A 20,118-nucleotide genomic window follows, 5' to 3' on the forward strand; every position below is an offset into this window, starting at 1 on the left:
AGGTTGGATAAGTGTCCAACAATCGGGGGTCAGTGTATTTTGCCTTCCGGGATCTCACCTTGTCCTATCCTCCCATAGGAGTCTCGTCATTTCCCCGACCTCTTTATGGTTATTGTGAGAACGGAAATATTAAAAGATGTAGGACTCATAATATCTATTACAAAAAGAAATCTATACAGTTTTCCTCTAAATACTACTGCCACCCTATCGAGAATCGTTTCCCCGTCACCCTTATACTTAACCAGGCAACGAACCTTAGTTATCTCCAAATCGGATACTACGAACAAAAAGGCAGCCCGAGGGAGGACTGCCTTTTTGCGGAGGCGTTTATTAAAGGGGATTGGAAGGGGTAAAGCGGGGTGAATGTTCACGGACTAATTGATGCTCAATTCCTGACTGACGCTGATCCAGATCATAAATACGCCGGTTCGTAACAGCCATCATATCAACGAGCTGAGCGATCGTTTCCTCCTGCTGCTTCATGCGCTGGTAAAGATAGTCACAGTGTGAACATTTATAAGTATTCTTCAAGCTATCGCCTCCCTGGAAGGATAATACAATTTAGTTATACCACGTATGCGAGAATTGCCGAAATGCGAAGAAAAGGCTTTTCCTATGTTTGAATTCTATGAAAACAGGCTTTTACTAGAGAGATTTACAAGCTTCCTTCTGACTCCTCCTTTGGAATCCCCGCCTTTATACCCAAATGAACGATAAAACTAAAAAAGCACCCCTCTATTGAGGAGTGCTTTCATCCTATGAGCTTATCAAGTTTCGATTAAGCCATATTTGCCGTCACGGCGTTTATATACAATGTTCGTTTCATCCGTATTTGCATTTGTAAATACATAAAATGCATGACCCAGCATATCCATTTGCAAAGCAGCCTCTTCACTATCCATTGGTTTCAGATCGAAGCGCTTGGTTCGAACGATTTCAATATCAAAGTCACTTTCCTCGTGTTCCTCCAGCTGTTTTTGAGAAGCTTCTCTTTCTAATTCTGCAAACACATACTTTGGAGCACCCTCTTGGCGGAACTTTCGATTTACTTTCGTTTTATGCTTTCGGATTTGTCGTTCCAATTTATCAACCACAAGGTCGATGGCAGCGTATAAGTCTGTATTGTGTTCTTCAGCGCGAAGAAGTAGATCCTTCATTGGTATAGTAACCTCGATAGTCTGCTCATCATTATAGACACTTAAATTGACGTGTACCTCAGAAGACGGCGGAGTATCAAAGTAGCGCTCCAGTTTGCCCACCTTTTTCTCCACATATTCCTTTATGGAATCCGTCACCTCTAAGTTTTCACCGCGAATGTTGTAACTCATCATAGAAGTGTCCTCCTTTCATCCTTATGTGTAATATATTCTACCATACCACACCCCATTCCTGCACAAACTATCTAAATATTTTGACGAATATATGTCGGAAATTGTTGGAAACCCACGAAAACCTTATGATATTAGTATTTTCAGAAGTTTTAAGAGAGAGATAAAATTGAATAAAAAAGACGGCAAATGCTGATATTTGGTACTTATTCGTACATTTCCAAACCTTAAACTAAACTGTCCATTTGGTTTATGTAAAACAGAGGAAAAAATTTGAGAAAAGAATAGAGTAGGAAATAGTTATCGTTTTCTCCCATTGATATCCAGCCATTCAATAGAATGTTAATCAATTGTAAATCATGTTAAAATGAAGTTTACACTACTGTTATCATATCTTTACAATTTTTCTATGAAAATGCAAAACTGCGATTACTTTGTTCATAGCGTTTACAGATAGAGGATCTGTTGAAGGAGGAAGCTCATTGAAGCCATACTATCGTTTATTACCTTTACTGCTGGCTTATATATACATCACAGCAGCAGGCTATATGTTCATTACCTGGGGAGTGTCCGGAGATTTTAATGTCGTTTTTGACTGGGCGCAATTTCACACTACATTACTGGTTCTCCTAGTCTTTGGAGTTTCGATACTCTTATGGATACTGACACTCTGGCTAAGTAAGAATGAGTTTTTAACTAAACTATCACTCTCTCAAGCTTACGCCTACTTTACTGCTTTGCTGTTTTCGATCACAGTAGGTTTGATATCCGCTGGTGTATTTTTAATCTATCAAATTGATATCAAACATCTAGTGGATACAACGGAGTGGATTCAGCATAATTTAAGTACCTTTCTATTTAGTGCCTTTCTATTATCTCTGCTTACTTTCGGCCTAATGCTCGTCATCGGCGAGGCGTTTCTTACGTCGGGGATCGCTTTGGTGCTATACTTTATCTTCGCGATTACCAACCATTATAAGCTGATCTTTCGAAATGAACCGCTGTTTCCGAATGACCTGGTGCAAATCGGCCAAATGAAAGATGTCATTCCATTAATCAGCGATAGCATTTCGCTGCCGATCACGATCGGAATTATTGCGGTCTGCATAGGTTTACTCGTTCTATGGTTCTTTCTGCCGAAGATTAAGCTTAAACTAATTGCCCGGATCATTGTGCTGATCCCGGTCATCTTTTTAATCAAATCATTTTTCATCTATGATGGTACTTTTGCAGAAAAATATTATTCCGAATATGCGAGTCTCATGCCATGGAACCAGAACGCCAGTTACGATCATAATGGCCCTGTGATTGGTATGGTATCTAATCTTAAATTGAATATTCTAGAGGAACCGGACACGTATACGAAAGGTTCCATGGAAAAAACGTTAACCTCTGTTAAAACGGTATCTTCCGCTTCGACTCAAACAGCTTCGTCCGTATTTGCATCGATGCCGACACAAGCTGATTTGCCGGTGAAAGCCAATATTATTTTTTATATGAATGAAACGTTCTGGGATCCGACTAAGCTTGACTTGAAATTCTCTGAAGATCCATTGAAAAACACACGCAAGCTGATGGAAAAATACCCTTCTGGCTCCATTCTCAGTCCGGCGTTCGGGGGGAATACAGCAAACGTAGAATTCGAGGCGCTGACCAGTTATTCCATGAACTACGTAAATCCAGGCGGTCTGCCTTATGAGCACGTACTGTCTCATAAAGACTACCCATCCTTTGCTTCTTATTTAGACCAGCTGGGTTACTTTACAGAAGCGATCCATCCAAACGGAGGAAATCTCTACCGCCGGCAAACCGTTTATCCGAATATCGGGTTTGATAAAGCCGAATTCATTGACGATATGAAGTATACGAAAAAAGACAACGACCGCTTTGTTTCCGACGATTCGGTCGTGAATGAAATTTTAGATGTCGTGAAGCAAAAGAAAGAACCTGCCTTCGTCCACGCGGTCACGATCGCGAATCACTTGCCTTATGGCGGGAATAAGTACAAAGATGGAAGCTCGATAAAAGTATCAGGCGGAAATCTATCGCCTGATTCCAAGGAAAAAGTCGAGGTGTATTCAGAAGGGATTAAACGATCCGATCAGACGTTAAAACGATTGGAAGAAGAAGTACAATCGTTAACGGAACCAACTCTGGTTGTCGTTTGGGGGGATCACCTGCCGTCTCTCGGGCCGAACCTTAAAGCCTATAAAGAAGCGAACTATGGCAAAGGGCAAAAGCAATCAACCAACCCTGATTACTATGAAACGCCATTGCTCTTTATTTCAAATTTCGATACCGGTCTTCAAAAAGACGTGGGCGTGATGAGCCCGATTTACTTTGCTCCCACCATCGTTCATGCACTCGATTACAAGAGCAACCTGTTCTACAACTATTTAGAGGAAATGAACAAGAAAATCCCTGCCTTCAAAGAAAACCTGTACATGCAGGAGAACGGACGCATCGTTAATTCGCCCGATGACCTGCCCGCTTCTACACAGAAGCTGCTGCAAAATTATCATGAAATGGAATTTGATGTGCTCTCCGGCGACCAATATATTAAGAAAAAATTATATTAAGCATAGAAAAAGCTAGCCGCTTGGGCTAGCTTTTTTCTATGTATGTACCCCGTGCATTTAGTGAGCAATGTAAGGCTTCACAAACAATTGCATTTGGTCGCGCCAGCTCTCATAGGCAGGAACCACCTTTTCAGCCAGCAGCAGCCGCTTCTCTTCCTGCTTTTCCAGCTCAAACCAGCCCTTTAAATGCTCAATCATTGAATGGAAATCCTCAATCAGGAAATTGGCCTGATTGTCGCCATCAAATAGCGTCACCATCTGCTCATGCGTGACACTCATTTGCTCAAAGGACAGCAAAACATCTTCAAACACCTGCTGCACTTCTTTTGGAGCTTCTTCGTTCATGTTCTCCTCTAAATATTCAAATGCCTCACTCGTTACAATGAGTAATCGATCGTATTCTCTCAGCATATGATGCTGCTCTGCAGTTAATTCTGACATTACAATCACCTACTACTTCCTATGGTCCATAAACTTACCGTCATAGCTGGAAACACTTTGATAAGGATTCGTATAGCGCTGATTGCTGGATTTCTTTTTTTTCATCGTTCTCATAGCGGCCTTTAAATCCTTAAATAAACGATCCAATCGCTGTTCCAGCTGCGGTTCCTTTTGGAGCACTTGATCAATTAGCTGACGCTCTTCCCGCGTGCTTGCTTGAGGTAATTCTTTCACTAAATACTCACGTTCGTCAAGAATTTGATTTACTTTTTTCAAAAGATCGTCCCGGTTCGCTTCCGTTACCTTTTGCCCAAGCAGAGATTCGAGCTGATTCGAAAGCTCAGCGAATTTTTTCCACTTCTCCATTAAGCGTTGCCGCCCTGTCCGTACTGAAGTTTTCTTGTTTGCAGGATAACTTCCTTCCACGTGTCTCTGAACTCCACAGCCATCCCGTGAACTTCATCAAGGATCGCTGCATCATTTTTCACATTTGCTTCCATTAAGCGACGGTTCATGTAGTCGTACAAAGGCAGGATTTCTTTCGAGACCGCGTACTCCTGATTCATAGTCACCATCAGCTCTTGAATAATGTTCTGCGCTTTTTGAATATTGGTGTTCTTCTTCTCAATTTCTTTATTTTCCATCGCTGTTTTTGCGACTTTAATGAACTTAATGCAGCCATTGTAAAGCATTAAAGTCAGTTCACCGGGAGACGCCGTTTCTACTGAATTATTTTGATAAGCCTGAATAGACATTTTTACATTACCCCTTTATGATCCAAAACTTTGTGACAGGTAGGCAGATTGAGAATTCAGCTTGGAGATCGCTTTCTCCATGGCACCAAATTGCGACCAGTAGCGGTCTTCAATGTCACTTAACCGGTCCTCAAAAGCATTCATGCGATCATCCATATTCCCTAACTGGCGGCCGAGTGTATAGCTCTCCTCGGTACTGGAAGTTTTCCCAGCTTTGCGCTCTATGTTATCCATCGTGGTAGAAATCGACGTCTTCAGCTTTTCCACTATCCCTTTTTCAGTGTCCGTGCCGGCAAAAAGGTCGTGAACGGCATCAGGGTCCTTCCGTAATGCTTCTCGTAAGTCGTCCTCGTTGATTAACAGCTTCCCTTTGTCCATGTAGTTAGCCGAAGTTTTAATCCCAATCTGCGAGAGCTGCGTATACTCTCCGCCCGTTTCGACATTGGAATACCAGTCCTGTCGCATCGAAGAAAGACCACCGCGGATATTAGCGTCACTGTACAGCATCCCGCTTTTCGCCTTCTCATTCCAAAGCTCGATTTCTTTCTCGTCCATATCTTCCTTTTGCTTATCCGTTAACGGCTGGAAGTCGCGGTGACGCCTTTCGTCCACCTGCTTATTCAAATCTTCAATCATCTTATTATACTTATCAACAAATTTCGTGATCGAATCAACCGCTGAGTCGACGTCGTTTGAGACGTTCACATTCACCGCCTTGTCCATGACGCTGTTGAATTGGAAGTTCACGCCGTTTAGGGTGTAATTATTATCATGGGTGTTGATGACCAGATCGTTGTTATAAACGAATTGAGCGTCGGTTCCGCCTTTTTCATTTAATTCCCAGGTGCCGCTGGAATTGTCGCCGTTCTTTAATCCAAGAGTATTGGAAAGAAAACCAGCCGTCGAACCATTAAAACCAATTTCTGCTCCTAAAAACTTAGATTGATCGGTATTAAAATCTCCTGTTTCTGTCCGTTCAATCATCACTTTGTCCGCACTTTGATCATAGAAGGCCCGGACCCCTAAATCGGAATCGTTAATTTCTCCTAAAATATCATTTAAAGATTTATCCATCGTGACATTAAAGTCTTTGGAAACGGGTCCATCTTCACTATAGGTTTCAATCGTGAACGTGCCTGTCTGAATCGCGTTCGTAAACTTGCTGGATTGAGTGGACAACGCTTTTGTAGGATCAATTTTATCCGCTGAATCTTTTGATAAAGAAGATTCACTTAAGTTATAAGCTGCTGTCGCAAGCTTTTTCACCTGAACATTATAGTTCCCATTTCCCGCACTAGCCGTAGCTTCCGCTGTGATCGCAGTTGTGGGTGAAGACGTCTTCTTCGTGTTATACGTCTTTTCAAGCTTCATATCTAACGTCATATTATCCAGCTCAAGCAGCTGCTTATTGACATCACGGTAAGCGTCCCGCTGCCAGGTCATCCACTTTTTGTCCTGTTCCATTTTGTCTAACGGCATACGTTCCGCTTTCATCAGCTTGCTGACGATTTCATCCGTATTCATCCCGGAAGCTAAACCGCCGACTCTCATTAAATCACTCATGTTATCACCTGCTTATATTTTATGATCCACAATAATTCCAAGAGACTCCTCCATGGCTGCAAAGAAATCGAGCATTTTCTTCGGAGGAATTTCTTTCACTACTTGATCTGTTTGACTATCGACGATTGTGACATAGTATTCTTCTAATTTTTCATGGTATTGGAAGCGAATCGAGGTTTTGACTGGTTCTAAAAACTTGTTCATTCCCTCCACCGCTTTTTTAATATCTTCTTTATGAAATTTTTGTTCACTTTGAGTTTGATCGTCTCTTTGTTTTTTAGTATCTGTCTTGTTCTCCTGAACAGATGTATGAAGCACTCGCTGTTTCGTATCTCTCTGGAGAAGTTGTGATTGGGTCTGTATTTTTGCTACGTCCACCTTCTACAACTCCCTAACCTATTCTGTTTCTTTTTATATCGGATCTAGTAAAGAAATATTAAGGGTAAAAGAAAAAACCCTTCCGGATTGGAAGGGTTTTGAATGATTATTATTAACGTAGTAATTGAAGTACACCTTGAGGCTGCTGGTTTGCTTTTGCAAGCATGGCTTGAGAAGCCTGAGAAAGGATTGAAGATTTTGTTTGATTCATCATTTCTTTCGCCATATCAACGTCTCTAATGCGTGATTCAGCTGCAGTTAAGTTTTCTGAAGAAGTTCCAAGGTTATTAATAGTATGGTCTAAGCGGTTTTGGTATGCACCCAGGTTTGAACGCTGAGCAGAAACTTGTTCAATTGCATCATTAATTGCTGTAATGGCAGCAGAGGCACTATCATGTGAAGATACATTAAGTGCTGCTTCAACTGCAGTGTTATTTGTTCCATTTGTAACATTATTAGAAGTTGTATAGTCACCAGTTCCAGCTTTTCCAGTCAGACCAAGGGCATCTGCTCTCATATCATTAATTTCAATCGACATACTTTGGCCTTGATTAGCCCCAACTTGAAAACTTGCTTCGAAATTTTTTGATATTCCTCCATCACGGATAGTAATCTCATTACCAGATGTACCACGATCTTTAGCTTCTACTACTAAATTAGAAGCTGTAGAACCTTCTTTTAAGATAACATCTTCTAGTTTACCTCCAGCTTGAGAAGTTAAATCAGCTACGACATCTGCACCACTTGCTGCATTATGAACATCTACTCCAAAACCATTCCCACTATAAGCACCATCTGCAGCATCATAAAATTCAATTGTTTGATCTCCAATGGTTAAACCTTTACCTACTAGAGATTGAACATCACTAGCAGTTGAGATGCTACTAAAATCTATGTCCCCTGAACTTGCTTTATTTCCAGCTACCACTGTTCCTGCAGTTGGAGTAGTAGGACTTGAAATTAAAATACTACCATCAGTTGCTGCAGATATTTGTCCATTTGAACCATCTGCGTCACTTCCCGCTACTGCACTGATAGTTAATTCATTATTAGCGTCAGAGGAGCTAGTAGCCGTATATTTGCCTCTCAAATTATCATTATTATTTATTGCATTATTTAACAGGCTTGCTATTTTATCAGATCCTGTGCCATCTGAAGCCATACCTGTACCTGCATCACTAGTACCTAAAGTAATTGTTTTACCGTCATTTGAAACTGCACTAGCTGATACAGTAGAGGAGGAGTCTAAATTAACTGTAATTGTTTCTCCACCTATATTAAAGTTCATTGAACCAGTATCATTATTACTTAAAGCTTGTATAGCATCTGTGACGGTTGTCTGAGTAACAGAATCTTTAGTTCCAGCTGTGCCTGCTCCTACAGTGGAAGGTAAAGTTAATCCTGTATCACTGACTTTTGAAGAACCGTCTCCACCTTTTAATAGTTTTTGAGTATTGAATTCAGTAGTATTCCCTACGCGGTTAATTTCAGAAGTTAACTGATTTATTTCTTTTTGAATTTCACCACGATCGGTTTCAGTATTAGTATCATTTGATGCTTGAGTTGCTAGCTCACGCATCCGTTGTAAAATGCTATGAGTTTCATTCAGAGCACCTTCAGCTGTTTGGATCATTGAAATGCCATCCTGTGAGTTACGCTGTGCTTGATCTAATCCACGAATTTGCCCACGCATTTTTTCGGAGATTGCAAGACCAGCTGCGTCATCTCCAGCTTTATTGATGCGCATACCTGAAGATAATTTTTCCATAGAATTGGCTTGAGCATTGTTTGCCTGCCCTAGTTGACGGTAAGTATTTAAAGCCGCGATATTGTGATTAATTCTCATTAGTAAATATTCCTCCTTGAATTTTACGTTCCACGTCCTTGTGGAACAAGTTTTACAAAACAAAAAGCCGGCCGGCTAAGTTGTAGTGTTTTACATACCTTATATCGGACGACTTTTAGTTTGGTTTAATCTTTTTTATCATTTTTTAATAAATTCAGGAGATCTGCTGAAAAGTTTGCCGCTTCTGCATTCTCTTTCTGAATAGCTTTATAGACTTCTTCCCGATAAACATCCAAGCTTCTCGGTGCGTCTACCCCCAGTTTCACTTGCCCGCCTTCTACCGATACAATCTTCACTTCTATATCGTCACCAATGCGAATGGATTCACCTGCTTTTCGGTTAAGGATGAGCACGGCGGCCACCGCTTTCCTGTTTTTGTATCAAAGGATGCTTAGTATGATACTCACCATTCGTTAAAATCACCTGACGCCCTTTTTTTGTTTCCGCATTGATGACAATCGGTGCCTGTAAATTAATCGTGGAAGTGTTAAAAGGATCCTTCAAGGTAAGCACATTATAAACCGCTACTTCTTCCCTTTTACTAATGTTCAAATCGTTTTTCACTGGCTCATCCAAATTAAACTCATAATCACTGTAAAATAAATAAGGATTTGTAATAATTAAGGCAATAGCAGCTTCATCAATTGACTGCAAGGCAAAATACACAGAAGCCTTATCTACAGGAAGCATCGCATACGTTTTATATTGTTCCAGTCCAGGAATCCCCTGTTCAAAGCGAATCAGTTCATTGCCATCCACTTCTACCGTTCCAAAGTGCTTTGTTTCTATCTTCATCATTTATCCATCCTTTTTTAAACTTTCCAATCTATATTCACATCTGGATATTGTTCAAGCTCCATATTCACTTCACCGGGCTGATAGGTAAACTCCTTGTCTCTTTGTTGAGCATGAATCACCGGGTCTTGTTTTTCAATAGAAATTTGCGTCGGGTGAGGAGTGTAGTGAAGATCGACCAGATCATAGGCGGGTCGTCCTCCTGGCTGAATGTCAAATTCATAGTGCGAGTTACGCTCTGCCTGGGCAGCGATCGAATTCCCTTTATTTTCAATTCTCATCAGTTCGTCGCCTTCACTCGCCACCCGACCAATGCCTTGCAAAGCTAACTGTACGGATTCCGAAGCCATCTCATCTGTTCGGACAAAGATACTTTTCAAATCAATATTGTGCCAAGCCTTTGTCTGATCAATCGTCAGCTGTCCTGGTCTCTGTTCAATCCGCACCTTGGCCTCTGGCTGCTGAATCGACATCTCCGCTTCCGGCTGCCGAATCGTCTGAACCGCATTCCGTGTAGAAATCCCCAGCCGCGCCTGGTTCGTCTGAATACTAAGTCTTGGCATCATCTTCCCTCCACCACCTTTTCCAATATTTAAAATTGACCCGATTGCATTGAAGCACAATACTTGAGGATGATGAGTGATACCTGCTAGTTTCTCTCGCAATATAGAGAGCTCCACAATCTTTCTTATCATCAACACAAGTGTGGCCTATTTTTGAAAAGATCAAGAAGCTTCCTACATGCTAAATACTAATGAAATTAAGGTGGTTCCGTAAACAAAATAAGGAGAATGGGGAAGGGAAACAGGGAATCTCCTGTGGGAGGTGCGGACTAGGTGAGACCCCGGAAGGCGCAGCCTGAGGAGGCTCAACGGACGCCCACGGAAAGCGAGCTGTTTCCCTGACCCTGAACTACTATTTCCAGTAACGGAACCCTGCAAATTTTTTTGAGAGTCATATGAAAAAGACCATCCTAAAGAGACAGCCTTACCTTAGAAAATCCATCAGTGTAGGCTGAATAATCCGTGATCCTACACTCAGCGCCGCACGATGCACACTTTCTTGAGTTTTTAAATTCGTAATCACTTTTTCAATATCCGCATCTTCATTATCAGACATCATCTGTGTGGCCGTCACTTCCTGTGTCTGCAGGCGGTCCTCAATCAAATCAACACGGTTCATCCGCGCCCCAAGATCCGCCCGTGTATTCACAATATTGTTAATGTGGGTATCAAACGTATCTAAATACCCGTCCAAATCTTCACCGGTAGAATTCGGATCTTCCAAAGCATCCGCAAATTTGTCGAGATCATCAAATAACTTCTGACTGAACACTTTGTCACCCGTTACATTCGCATTAATCGATACTCCGGCGGACACGGCAATATCGACATTTGAAGAACTACTGTTCACGGTAGTCGTATCCGTATCTACAGGCGCTTCTGTCGTGTTGGCACCATTAAAAATATACTTATCGTTCACTTTTGTATTGGCAATACTCGCCAAGTGATCCTTCATCTGGCGGATTTCTTTCGCGATATTGCCTCGCTGTCCGGATTCATAGGTGTCATTGCTAGCTTCAACGGTTAATTCACGAATCCGCTGCATCGCTTGAGTTGCTTTATCGAGCGCAGAATCACTGTTATCCATCCAGTTATGTACTTCTCCGATATTCCGCTGATACTGCTTAACCTCAGTTAACTGGGAACGATAATTGATCCCCTTCATCGCGACCACAGGATCGTCGGACGGTTTAGAGATCTTTTTCCCTGTCGACAATTGCTCCTGATATTTGCCCATTTGGCCGTAGCTGTTGCTTAAGTTACGCAGCATGTTGTTCGCAAGCATCGATTGCGTTACGCGCATCTGTCATCCCTACCTTCCTACTCGTCCCATTTGATTGATGACCCGGTCCAGCATTTCGTCGACCATCGTAATATTTCGTGCCGCCGCATTATAGGCGTGCTGATACTTGATCGTATTGGTCATTTCTTCATCCAAAGATACCGAACTAACGGACTGCCGGGATTGGTCCACGGATTGCTTCAGCGTCTGTGAGTTGTTGGAGAGCCTGGACGCTTCCTGAGCATCTACCGCCATCCCGCCGATCAAAGATTCATAGAAGCTGTTCAAATTGGTTTCTTCTCCAAGCAGCGGATCGGACTGCTGCTGCACTTCTGCCAGCGCCTGGGCATTATCACCATTTCCCGCAAAAGCTTCCGAAGAACTTGCCGCCGCAATATTATCTAGGTCGTCCATTTCCTCTGTAATGTCGATCGAACCGGCTAACCCCACCTGAACACCGTTTTTCAACGTTGACCCTTCTAATGAGAAAAAGGCTGGCGGAGTATTGTTATTATCGAGCGTATTTAACGATTCGCCGCTCGTCTGCACTTCATTAAACTGATTCGCAAATGATGTCGCCATCGTATCAAGATTATGCAGCATCGTTGAGTAAACGCCCTGTTCTTCGCCGTTTCCAGTTGTGTAGCCAGCTGTATCCATCAGCGCGCGCAATTTCCCTGGCGAGTTAAACGACTCGGCGGAGTAGCTGGTGTTTCCCACCGATACCGAACTTGCCAGAGCCGAATTGTCTGTGGAATATTGGATGTCAATGTCCTGTACCGAATTATCGGCCCCGTTCACGAGCGTTGCTTTTGAAGAAAGGTTTTGACCATTATCATCAACGAGTGAAATCGTTGCTTTCCCCATCGCCAACGGGTCAGCGGAACTCGGCGGGTCTTCATAAGAAACATTGATGTTCACAAGTCCGGACATTTGATCAATTAACCGGTCTCGCTCATCATACAAGTCATTCGGAACGTAGCCATGTGGTTCGACTTCCGCAATTTGTTTATTGATCGTATTGATTTGGCTGGAGAGCGAATTGATCTCTTTTTTCGTTACATCCGTTTCACTCTTAATATCCTTTTGCATCGTATTGATCGTATTGGATAAGTAATTAAACGTCTCCGCGACTGCTTTTCCACGCTGACGGACGACGGAGCGTGCGCCGGAATCTTCCGGATTGACGGATAGATCCTGCAATGATTGCCAGAAACGGTCCATCGTTTTGGACAGTCCGTTCTCAGATGGTTCATTCATTACTTGCTCGAGCCGCCCCATCGCACTGGAGATGCTATCATAATAGCCCGTACGGTTATTTTCCCCGCGGTACTGATCATCCAGAAATTGTGTACGGACGCGTTCAATCGAGCCTGCTTGAACACCGCTTCCGATCTGTCCGGCAATCTGCTCCCGGTTCCGCGCCGGTGATGGATAAGGGCTCGTCTGTTCAAAATTCACGCGCTGGCGGGTATAGCCAGGGGTATTCGCATTAGCGATGTTGTGGCTGGTTGTATATAAAGCGGACTGCTGGGTGAAGAGGCCGCGCTTTGCGACTTCCAGTCCATTAAAGGTTGATACCATCTTGATTCTCCTCTTTCATTCAGGCTTTCGAATCAAATACAGAGCGCTTTTGTTCCGTATCTTCGTTCGGTTTCGAGCCTCCACCGTAATTTAGGTTTTGCAAAGACGGCTGAAGCATATCCAGTGATAGATTAATAAATTGCAGCGACTGTTTCGTAAGCTCGCCATTGAGCGCTTCCTGCTTCTTCAGGTCAGCGAGGACTAGAATGAAAGCTTCATAGGCTTTTTGAAGCTTTTGCTGTTCTTCTCCCTCAGCGAGCTCGATCATCTCAGAAATGGTGGGATCATTGGCCCGAAAACTATGCGCTGCATACCATTGCTGAACCGCTTTGATCCGCTGCTTTTCCACTTTATCAATCGCCTGAACATGCTTACGCTCAGCAGCAAGCAGCTGACTGAGCGCTTTCGTTTCATTCTGTTTTAAGACGGCTGTTTTCTTCTTAGATAAAACGAGCAGGCTTTCATGCAGCTGTCTTAGCTGTGTCATCGATGTAACGATAGGATCGATTGTCACGGTTATTCTCCTCTACGATTTGTTCGACCAGAAATCGAGCATCTTCTTTGCCGTTGCTTTTGCGTTCACTTGATAATTTCCTGTGTCGATATCGTGTTTAATTTGGTCAATTTTCTTCTGTCTTGAAGGATGAGTCTTTTCATTTCCTTGCATATTTAGGGCCTGCTTGGAAATTTCCAATCGGTCCTGCTGGCCGCTGCTTTTCTTCGGTTCCATTTGCTTATTCATTTGCTTTTGATAAGGATTGAAATTTGAATGGTTCGGGCCGTTAATTTTCATTACGCTCACCTCATTCCTAATATCGTTCAGTTAGTTGCTTCTATTATCGGCTTTTCATCTAATTAGTTTAGCTCTTCTTATGACTGTTCACAGAATAGTAGGTTAGTCCTGAGCTTAAATTCTCGCGTTTCTTTTGCTCAAGGGCCTGACTCGTCTGTTCATGAGCCTTTAGACCTTCTTCTAACGTTTTTTTGCAGCTGACGCATAAGCGATCCTCTTGTATGGATGCTCCGCATTTCTCGCAGGAATAAGCGAGTGCGGGAAACTGAGCTGGATGAAGCCGTCGTTCTTTCACAAACTTACGAATTAATTCTTCGTCTACTCCTGTTGCTTTCGTAATATCCTCGACAGTGGCTGTCCGATTTTTCTTTTTCCGAATAAAACGATAGACCGTTTGAAAGTCCTCTTCTTCTTGTTTTCTGCAATTCAAGCAAACCGTTGCGGTCCCTCTCAAAAAGATCGCATGACAGTTTGGACAATTGGCTAATTCCCCCATGAAAGTCGCCTCCTAAATCTCTTTACTCATTATATCGACAACCTAGAGCAATTCCAAAGGGGGATTAACGAAATAATGTGAGCGAATACACCTGCCTGCTGCCTTGTTTTCTCAATAGGGATGCTGCGTGGCGGAGCGTGGTCCCAGTCGTATAAATATCATCTACTAACACAACCACTTCTGGAGGTGACTCGATAAGAAAAAAAGGATTCTCGGAATGGATTCTATTCTTCCTGTCTTTCTTTGCTTGCTTTTCCGTGTGCCTTCGCTCAAGCAGACGATACGGTTGACCTTTCACACTTTCAATTACAGCTTCTGCCTGATTAAACCCTCGTTCGACTTCCCGTTCCTTACTTAACGGAATAGGAACAAGCGGAAGATCTTTGGTCTTTGCATCAGCGAAAACCTGATGGAGTTCCTTTTCAAATGCCGTAATCAGCTGGTAATCCCCGCGATACTTCCAGCGGGCGACAACTTCTTTAGCAAAATCGTTGTAGTGAAAGACGGAGCTGTTTCTGCTTAGCACTCCTTGCCAGACAGGATGCTGCTCCCAGCGTTCACAATCAAAACAAATCCCTTGTGAATCATTTCGCGAGCACAGAGGGCAGCCCTTTTTGTTTATTCGCTCAAACTTTTGGCTGCAGTGGTCACAAACCCATTCCTTTTCTGGAAGTTTCCAAACATTCCCCCAGCTTACTTCAGGAACAATGGCGGTAAAACAAATCACACATCTCATGTTTTCTTCCCCAATCGATTCATTTTGCCAATCGAGTTCACAGCATCAACCATGGCATTCGTTTTTCCACTATGAAAAAAGAGGACATCACCTTTCGGATCTTCCGGACTACGCCCTGCTCGTCCCGAGATTTGCACCAGGGCGGCTTCGTCGAATACTTCATGACCGGCATCCAGTACAAACACATCAACTGACGGAAACGTAACGCCTCGCTCTAAAATAGTCGTGGTCACGAGGATCCGATACCTTTTCTCACGGAAGGCGGAAATTTTGTCTGCACGGTCCGGATCTTCGGCATGAACAAAAGGGACAGCAGAGTCATGGGTGTTTAGTAACTTTGCCACAGCTTCTGCTTGAGCAATAACCGGCACAAAGATAAGCAGCTGCCGGGGGCTTTGCTGTTGTTGATCGATCAGGGTGAGAATGGAAGCAGGAAGCTGATGGTTTTCCATTTTTTTGTGAAAGGTGGGGAGTAATTTAAATTGAGGCACGGGCAGAGGATGGCCATGGAACCGTTTCGGAATAAACACGACCGGCAGTTTCTTCATTTGAATTCGGCGGCGCTGCTGTTTTCTCGGCGTCGCGGTTAAGTAGAGGACCGCTGCCTGCGGTTTAGCTGCTCGCCTGGCAGCATAGTGAAGAGAGGAATCCTGGTGGTAAGGGAAAGCGTCGACCTCATCAATGATCATCACATCAAAAGAATGCGCATAGCGGAGCAGCTGATGGGTCGTCGAGATAATCAACTGAGCCGCTCCCGCCTTATCAGGACTGTCTCCGTACAGAGCTTCAATAGGAACGTCGGGAAATGCCTGCCGAAACCGTGGCAGCAGTTCACGAACAACGTCCGTTCTCGGGGTGGCGAGACACACCCGCTTTCCCTGCTGCAAAGCGAGCGTCAGCCCAGGGAAAAGCATTTCCGTCTTTCCAGCTCCGCAAACCGCCCAGACGAGCAGCTCACCGGCACCCTTTTCGACCAACTCCGAAATTGCGGATGCGGCGACTTGCTGAGCTGGAGTCAGCTCTCCTTGCCAAGCACACGGAGCTTCGTAACGTGTCCAAGTTGAAAATGGGTGTCCATAATACAGGGGTTCACAGTCCAGCACCCTTCCCATTTTGATGCAGCTGCGACAGTAGCAGCAGCGCTTGCCGCACGCCGTATGAGGCAATTGCGCAAATTTGTAATTGACTTGATTGCCGCAGCGCCGGCAGCGACGACCCCAGCGATGCTTTTCTATGGAATGAATAGGAGTAAAATAGTCTTGCCGATGCTCAAGGGGAATTTCAGCTTGAAGCAATAGTTTACCAGCATATTGCGGGAGAGATTTTTCCGATTGAACCATAGGAATCCAGTCATAGTCTGGAGAAAAATAGGAGCGGATCATAAGATCACCTTTCTTTGTGGGGAGGAAGCGGGGAGATCCGCTTCCAGATTAGGGGGAGTGTATCGTTGATCGCGTGCAAATCTTTATTTCTTGAAGTTGATTATAATATATTATTTTAGTTGTGTTCATATGAATTGCCGTTTGAATTTTTATAATTGTTAAGTTTGAGTAGTGTATAGACTATAGTACAAACCACCCAAATATTAAACGCAGAAAAAATAATCAACGAACTAACATGCTCAAAACTAACTAACGGCCAAAAGTAGTAATCAAAAACTAATCCAAAAAGAAAAGCTCCAATTAAGTTGTGTGTAATATTTGTCTTTTCGTTCTTAAATATCCTAGTATACACACGAAAACCTCCATTAAAATTCCATATATTTACATAAATTTTAGCATATTCAGGAGGATTTCGCAGCGAATTCAAAAAAGTCACGGCTATCAAAAATTAAGACTGACGGTACCAGCCCATGCCGATCGCCCCTTCGCCAAGGTGCGTGCCAATAACCGGTCCGAAATGACTGACGTACACTTCTACATTATCAAACTCAGCTTCGATCTCACGTTTAATCTGTTCCGCTTCTTCCAGCCGATTTGCGTGAATCACACTCGCTTTTACGTGCCCGCCTTCACGGACCGATTCTTCGAACAACGTAAGAATTCGTTTCAAAGCTTTCTTTCTCGTGCGGATTTTTTCAAAAGGGACAATCTTTGTATCTACAAAATGAAGCACCGGCTTGATTTGCAGCAGACTGCCGACGAAGGCCTGTGCACCGTTCAGGCGGCCGCCGCGGGCCAGATGAGATAAATCATCCGCCATAAAGTAGGCGTGCATTCCAGTCTTCATTTCCTCTAAGCGAGCGATAATCTGCTCAGGTGTTGCCCCGTTGCTGGCAAGCTCTGCCGCTTCTAAAGCGTAAAACCCCTGCATTAAGCAGCTCATTTCAGAATCGAACACATGAACATCAAGATCCTCTACCATATCTCCGGCTGCAACCATACCCTGATACGTCCCGCTGATGCCGCTGGAAAGATGAACGGCAACAACGGCATCATAATCGGCCGCAAGTTCTTTGAGCTTCTCTGCCATCAAGCCGACGGAAGGCTGCGAGGTCTTAGGAAGTTCATTGTTTTCCTTGACCATATCGTAAAAGTCTTCATCGGTAATATCGACTTCTTCCTGATACGTTTCGTGCCCGAAAATCACATTTAACGGGACCATATGAATGTCGTTCGCTTTCCGGACTTCTCTCGGAAGGTAGGCAGTACTATCGGTAAGGACCGCTGTTTTCATGTGCTTTCACTCCTTGTCCTATAGAATATTTTCTACTAGTCTATGTAATGCTTATTCCCATAAATTCTCTGTTTTCATTTTACATGAAGGTCCGGAACTTTGCATTAACTATTAGGTTCGTTACATAAAAAATAAGAGCTCTGGAGAACAATACTCCAGAGCTCTTACTCTATAGATTATATAACTTCTACCCAGCCATTTTTAATAGCTGTTACAACAGCCTGGGTACGGTCGTTTACATTCATTTTCTGTAAAATATTACTCACATGGTTTTTCACTGTTTTCTCACTAATATAGAGAGATTCGGCTACTCCACGGTTACTATTTCCGTCCGCCAGCAGCTGCAGTACTTCACATTCTCTGCGCGTTAATAGGTGAAGCGGCTTGCGGTATTCGATCGTACGGTAAGCATTGCTTCCTTTATTCTCAGACAGACGGCGGTATTCAGCCACTAGATTATGAGTGACTTTCGGATGTAGATAAGATCCGCCTTCGCCGACGACTTTAATCGCCTCAATCAGTGCATCTGAATCCATTTCCTTAAGCAGGTACCCTTGAGCGCCAGTTTTTAAGGCATGCGTGACATAGTTTTCATCATCATGGATGGATAAAATAATAACTTTTAACTCTGGATAGCGGTTAATTAATTCTGCCGTTGCTTCCACGCCGTTCTTGCTTGGCATGTTAATATCCATGAGTACTACATCGGGAGTGTTTTGATCAATTAAGTCTACAGCCTGGCTTCCGTCATCGCCTTCTGCTACTACTTCAAAGCTTGATTCAAAATCCAGGATTCTTTTTACACCTTCGCGAAATAATTTATGGTCGTCAATCAGGACTATTCTGGTCGTCATGGTTTCTTCCTCCTATATCATTACATTCCATTGGCTCAAAGTTCCCCTAAGCCTAACCTATTTCTATCTCTGTTTTGGTTTTTTTATCTATTTTTGGTGTCTTATCCTAAACCTAATTCCTATTATAAACGATTTACTTCTAATTACATAGGTAATCCTTAAAATTAACTATTTATTGGAATTTGGATAGTCACTATGGTCCCCTCACCGGGGCTTGAATCTATCGTAAGTTCTCCATCTAACATATCAACACGCTCGCGCATGCCGACTAACCCAAAGGATTTATCCTTTTTCTCTGTGGGGTCGAATCCTTTTCCATCATCTTTCACGATAATCATCGTCTGGGTCGGTTTCATCTCTATTTTCACCTGGATATGGGAAGATTCCGCATGTTTTACCGCATTTTGGACTGCTTCCTGGATTAAACGAAATAAGGCGACTTCATATTTACTTTCAAACCGCCGTTCCTTGCCAATAGAAGCAAAGGAAATTTCCAGACTGTTGTACTCTTCCACCGTAGCTAAATATTTCTTTAACGTGGGGACGAGTCCTAAATCATCAAGCGCCATTGGTCGAAGGTCGTAAATAATTCTCCGGACCTCGTACAAGGCTGAGCGCACCATAGACCGCACACTCTTCATTTCTTTTCTAGCTTCTTCCACTCCATATTTACGGAAGGTTCGCTCCACCAAATCGGAACGGAGCATCACATTGGCAAGCATCTGTGCCGGTCCATCGTGAATTTCCCGTGAGAGACGGCGCCGTTCTTCTTCCTGGGCTTCAATAATCTTCAAGCCGAATTCCTGTTTCTCTTTCGCGTCCTCAAGCGCGGCTGATACATGCTGGAAATCTACGGTTAAATAGTCAAGAACGACCGATATCTTTCCAGCCAGCGCTTCAGCGCGGGCAATCGTTTCGTCTAGGTTACGCAAACGGAATTCAATATCATCCCGGCGTTTTCTAAGCTGTTTCTCTTTCTCACGTTTCATCGATAGGTCCATTTGCAGACCATGTGTCTGCTCATAAACTCTTCTAATTTCATCTTCTGAATACTGTTGGAATTGCTTACTGACTTCAGACAAACGCATACGTGAGAAGCGGACTTTTTGTTCGAGCTTGTCCCCTTCATCAATGAGTGAAACGACTTGTTTTTTTATTTCAGTAAGTTCGTTATTTAATTTTTCAAATTCGTTTCGGGACTCTTCACCAATTTCAAATATTTCATCTTTGCTATTCGTGACGGTATCCACCATCTCATGGATGATATGGTCAAGTGCTTTGTCCCCAGTTTTACGATTGCTCATGACAAGACTCCTCCATCAATATTCACATACTCATTCGAATTATATAAGTCGTTTTATGGGGGTTACCCCGAGATTGTTTTCACATGTAGAACGATTGGTCGATATCATTTGCTGGACGAACGACACAATTATATAATAATTCACT

At 43.2% G+C, this 20,118-nt stretch carries 23 protein-coding genes; 2 read left to right on the forward strand and 21 right to left on the reverse strand.

The window, feature by feature from the left end; genetic code table 11:
* Positions 1-330: 330 nt before the first annotated feature.
* Positions 331-531: a hypothetical protein gene (locus tag Q7A53_RS14835; RefSeq protein WP_411789964.1), complete on the reverse strand. Its 201-nt coding sequence runs from the start codon at positions 529-531 to the stop codon at positions 331-333.
* Positions 532-767: 236 nt separating this feature from the next.
* Positions 768-1,328, reverse strand: coding sequence for a ribosome hibernation-promoting factor, HPF/YfiA family (hpf, locus tag Q7A53_RS14840; RefSeq protein ID WP_411790110.1), 561 nt, complete (start codon positions 1,326-1,328; stop codon positions 768-770).
* Positions 1,329-1,810: 482 nt separating this feature from the next.
* Here hpf and Q7A53_RS14845 point away from each other — a divergent pair, with 482 nt between their 5' ends.
* Entirely contained in the window at positions 1,811-3,907 is a 2,097-nt protein-coding gene (locus Q7A53_RS14845; RefSeq protein ID WP_411789965.1) for an LTA synthase family protein, read from the forward strand.
* A gap of 57 nt (positions 3,908-3,964) precedes the next feature.
* Here Q7A53_RS14845 and Q7A53_RS14850 read toward each other — a convergent pair whose 3' ends face one another.
* The 16 genes from Q7A53_RS14850 to Q7A53_RS14925 all read right to left on the reverse strand — a co-directional run bounded on the left by Q7A53_RS14850 (position 3,965) and on the right by Q7A53_RS14925 (position 16,251).
* Complete coding sequence (locus tag Q7A53_RS14850) at positions 3,965-4,357, reverse strand: hypothetical protein (RefSeq protein WP_411789966.1); 393 nt, start codon at positions 4,355-4,357, stop codon at positions 3,965-3,967.
* Positions 4,358-4,360: 3 nt separating this feature from the next.
* Positions 4,361-4,714, reverse strand: coding sequence for a flagellar protein FliT (locus Q7A53_RS14855; protein ID WP_411789967.1), 354 nt, complete (start codon positions 4,712-4,714; stop codon positions 4,361-4,363).
* Positions 4,714-5,103, reverse strand: coding sequence for a flagellar export chaperone FliS (gene fliS, locus Q7A53_RS14860; RefSeq protein ID WP_411789968.1), 390 nt, complete (start codon positions 5,101-5,103; stop codon positions 4,714-4,716). Before fliS ends, Q7A53_RS14855 begins: the two co-directional genes overlap by 1 nt.
* 15 nt (positions 5,104-5,118) lie before the next feature.
* Positions 5,119-6,666: a flagellar hook-associated protein 2 gene (locus Q7A53_RS14865; protein ID WP_411789969.1), complete on the reverse strand. Its 1,548-nt coding sequence runs from the start codon at positions 6,664-6,666 to the stop codon at positions 5,119-5,121.
* Between the two features lie 12 nt (positions 6,667-6,678).
* Positions 6,679-7,044, reverse strand: coding sequence for a flagellar protein FlaG (gene flaG, locus Q7A53_RS14870; protein WP_411789970.1), 366 nt, complete (start codon positions 7,042-7,044; stop codon positions 6,679-6,681).
* A gap of 112 nt (positions 7,045-7,156) precedes the next feature.
* The gene (locus Q7A53_RS14875) at positions 7,157-8,890 is read right to left on the reverse strand and encodes a flagellin N-terminal helical domain-containing protein (protein ID WP_411789971.1); all 1,734 of its coding nucleotides are present in this window, start codon (positions 8,888-8,890) and stop codon (positions 7,157-7,159) included.
* 125 nt (positions 8,891-9,015) lie between these two features.
* A complete protein-coding gene (csrA, locus tag Q7A53_RS14880) occupies positions 9,016-9,243 on the reverse strand; it encodes a carbon storage regulator CsrA (RefSeq protein WP_411789972.1) in 228 nt (75 codons plus the stop codon).
* Positions 9,230-9,688 carry a flagellar assembly protein FliW gene (gene fliW / locus Q7A53_RS14885; RefSeq protein ID WP_411789973.1) on the reverse strand — a complete coding sequence of 153 codons (459 nt, stop codon included), beginning with the start codon at positions 9,686-9,688 and terminating at the stop codon, positions 9,230-9,232. The genes csrA and fliW overlap by 14 nt, the downstream gene beginning before the upstream one ends.
* A 14-nt stretch (positions 9,689-9,702) precedes the next feature.
* A complete protein-coding gene (locus Q7A53_RS14890) occupies positions 9,703-10,350 on the reverse strand; it encodes a DUF6470 family protein (RefSeq protein ID WP_411789974.1) in 648 nt (215 codons plus the stop codon).
* A 322-nt stretch (positions 10,351-10,672) separates the two neighbouring features.
* Positions 10,673-11,551, reverse strand: coding sequence for a flagellar hook-associated protein FlgL (gene flgL / locus Q7A53_RS14895; RefSeq protein WP_411789975.1), 879 nt, complete (start codon positions 11,549-11,551; stop codon positions 10,673-10,675).
* Between the two features lie 9 nt (positions 11,552-11,560).
* Complete coding sequence (flgK, locus tag Q7A53_RS14900) at positions 11,561-13,114, reverse strand: flagellar hook-associated protein FlgK (RefSeq protein ID WP_411789976.1); 1,554 nt, start codon at positions 13,112-13,114, stop codon at positions 11,561-11,563.
* Between the two features lie 19 nt (positions 13,115-13,133).
* The gene (locus Q7A53_RS14905; RefSeq protein ID WP_411789977.1) at positions 13,134-13,628 is read right to left on the reverse strand and encodes a flagellar protein FlgN; all 495 of its coding nucleotides are present in this window, start codon (positions 13,626-13,628) and stop codon (positions 13,134-13,136) included.
* 12 nt (positions 13,629-13,640) lie between these two features.
* On the reverse strand, positions 13,641-13,907 hold the full coding sequence (gene flgM / locus Q7A53_RS14910) for a flagellar biosynthesis anti-sigma factor FlgM (RefSeq protein WP_411789978.1): 267 nt from the start codon (positions 13,905-13,907) through the stop codon (positions 13,641-13,643).
* A 67-nt stretch (positions 13,908-13,974) separates the two neighbouring features.
* Positions 13,975-14,403: a TIGR03826 family flagellar region protein gene (locus Q7A53_RS14915; RefSeq protein ID WP_411789979.1), complete on the reverse strand. Its 429-nt coding sequence runs from the start codon at positions 14,401-14,403 to the stop codon at positions 13,975-13,977.
* Positions 14,404-14,467: 64 nt separating this feature from the next.
* Positions 14,468-15,139: a ComF family protein gene (locus tag Q7A53_RS14920; protein ID WP_411789980.1), complete on the reverse strand. Its 672-nt coding sequence runs from the start codon at positions 15,137-15,139 to the stop codon at positions 14,468-14,470.
* Positions 15,136-16,251: a DEAD/DEAH box helicase gene (locus Q7A53_RS14925; protein WP_411789981.1), complete on the reverse strand. Its 1,116-nt coding sequence runs from the start codon at positions 16,249-16,251 to the stop codon at positions 15,136-15,138. The genes Q7A53_RS14920 and Q7A53_RS14925 overlap by 4 nt, the downstream gene beginning before the upstream one ends.
* Here Q7A53_RS14925 and Q7A53_RS14930 point away from each other — a divergent pair.
* A complete protein-coding gene (locus Q7A53_RS14930) occupies positions 16,210-16,437 on the forward strand; it encodes a hypothetical protein (protein WP_411790116.1) in 228 nt (75 codons plus the stop codon). The two genes, Q7A53_RS14925 and Q7A53_RS14930, sit on opposite strands and share 42 nt — an antisense overlap.
* A 532-nt stretch (positions 16,438-16,969) precedes the next feature.
* On the opposite strand, the gene Q7A53_RS14935 is transcribed toward Q7A53_RS14930, so the two are convergent.
* The 3 genes from Q7A53_RS14935 to Q7A53_RS14945 form a co-directional block, all read right to left on the reverse strand.
* On the reverse strand, positions 16,970-17,815 hold the full coding sequence (locus tag Q7A53_RS14935) for a DegV family protein (protein ID WP_411789982.1): 846 nt from the start codon (positions 17,813-17,815) through the stop codon (positions 16,970-16,972).
* A gap of 176 nt (positions 17,816-17,991) precedes the next feature.
* Complete coding sequence (locus Q7A53_RS14940) at positions 17,992-18,669, reverse strand: response regulator (RefSeq protein ID WP_411789983.1); 678 nt, start codon at positions 18,667-18,669, stop codon at positions 17,992-17,994.
* Positions 18,670-18,833: 164 nt separating this feature from the next.
* Positions 18,834-19,973 carry a sensor histidine kinase gene (locus tag Q7A53_RS14945; protein WP_411789984.1) on the reverse strand — a complete coding sequence of 380 codons (1,140 nt, stop codon included), beginning with the start codon at positions 19,971-19,973 and terminating at the stop codon, positions 18,834-18,836.
* Positions 19,974-20,118 lie beyond the last annotated feature (145 nt).

Origin of the sequence: Halobacillus rhizosphaerae (assembly GCF_046719735.1) — a bacterium.
Lineage (GTDB): Bacteria > Bacillota > Bacilli > Bacillales > Halobacillaceae > Halobacillus_B > Halobacillus_B rhizosphaerae.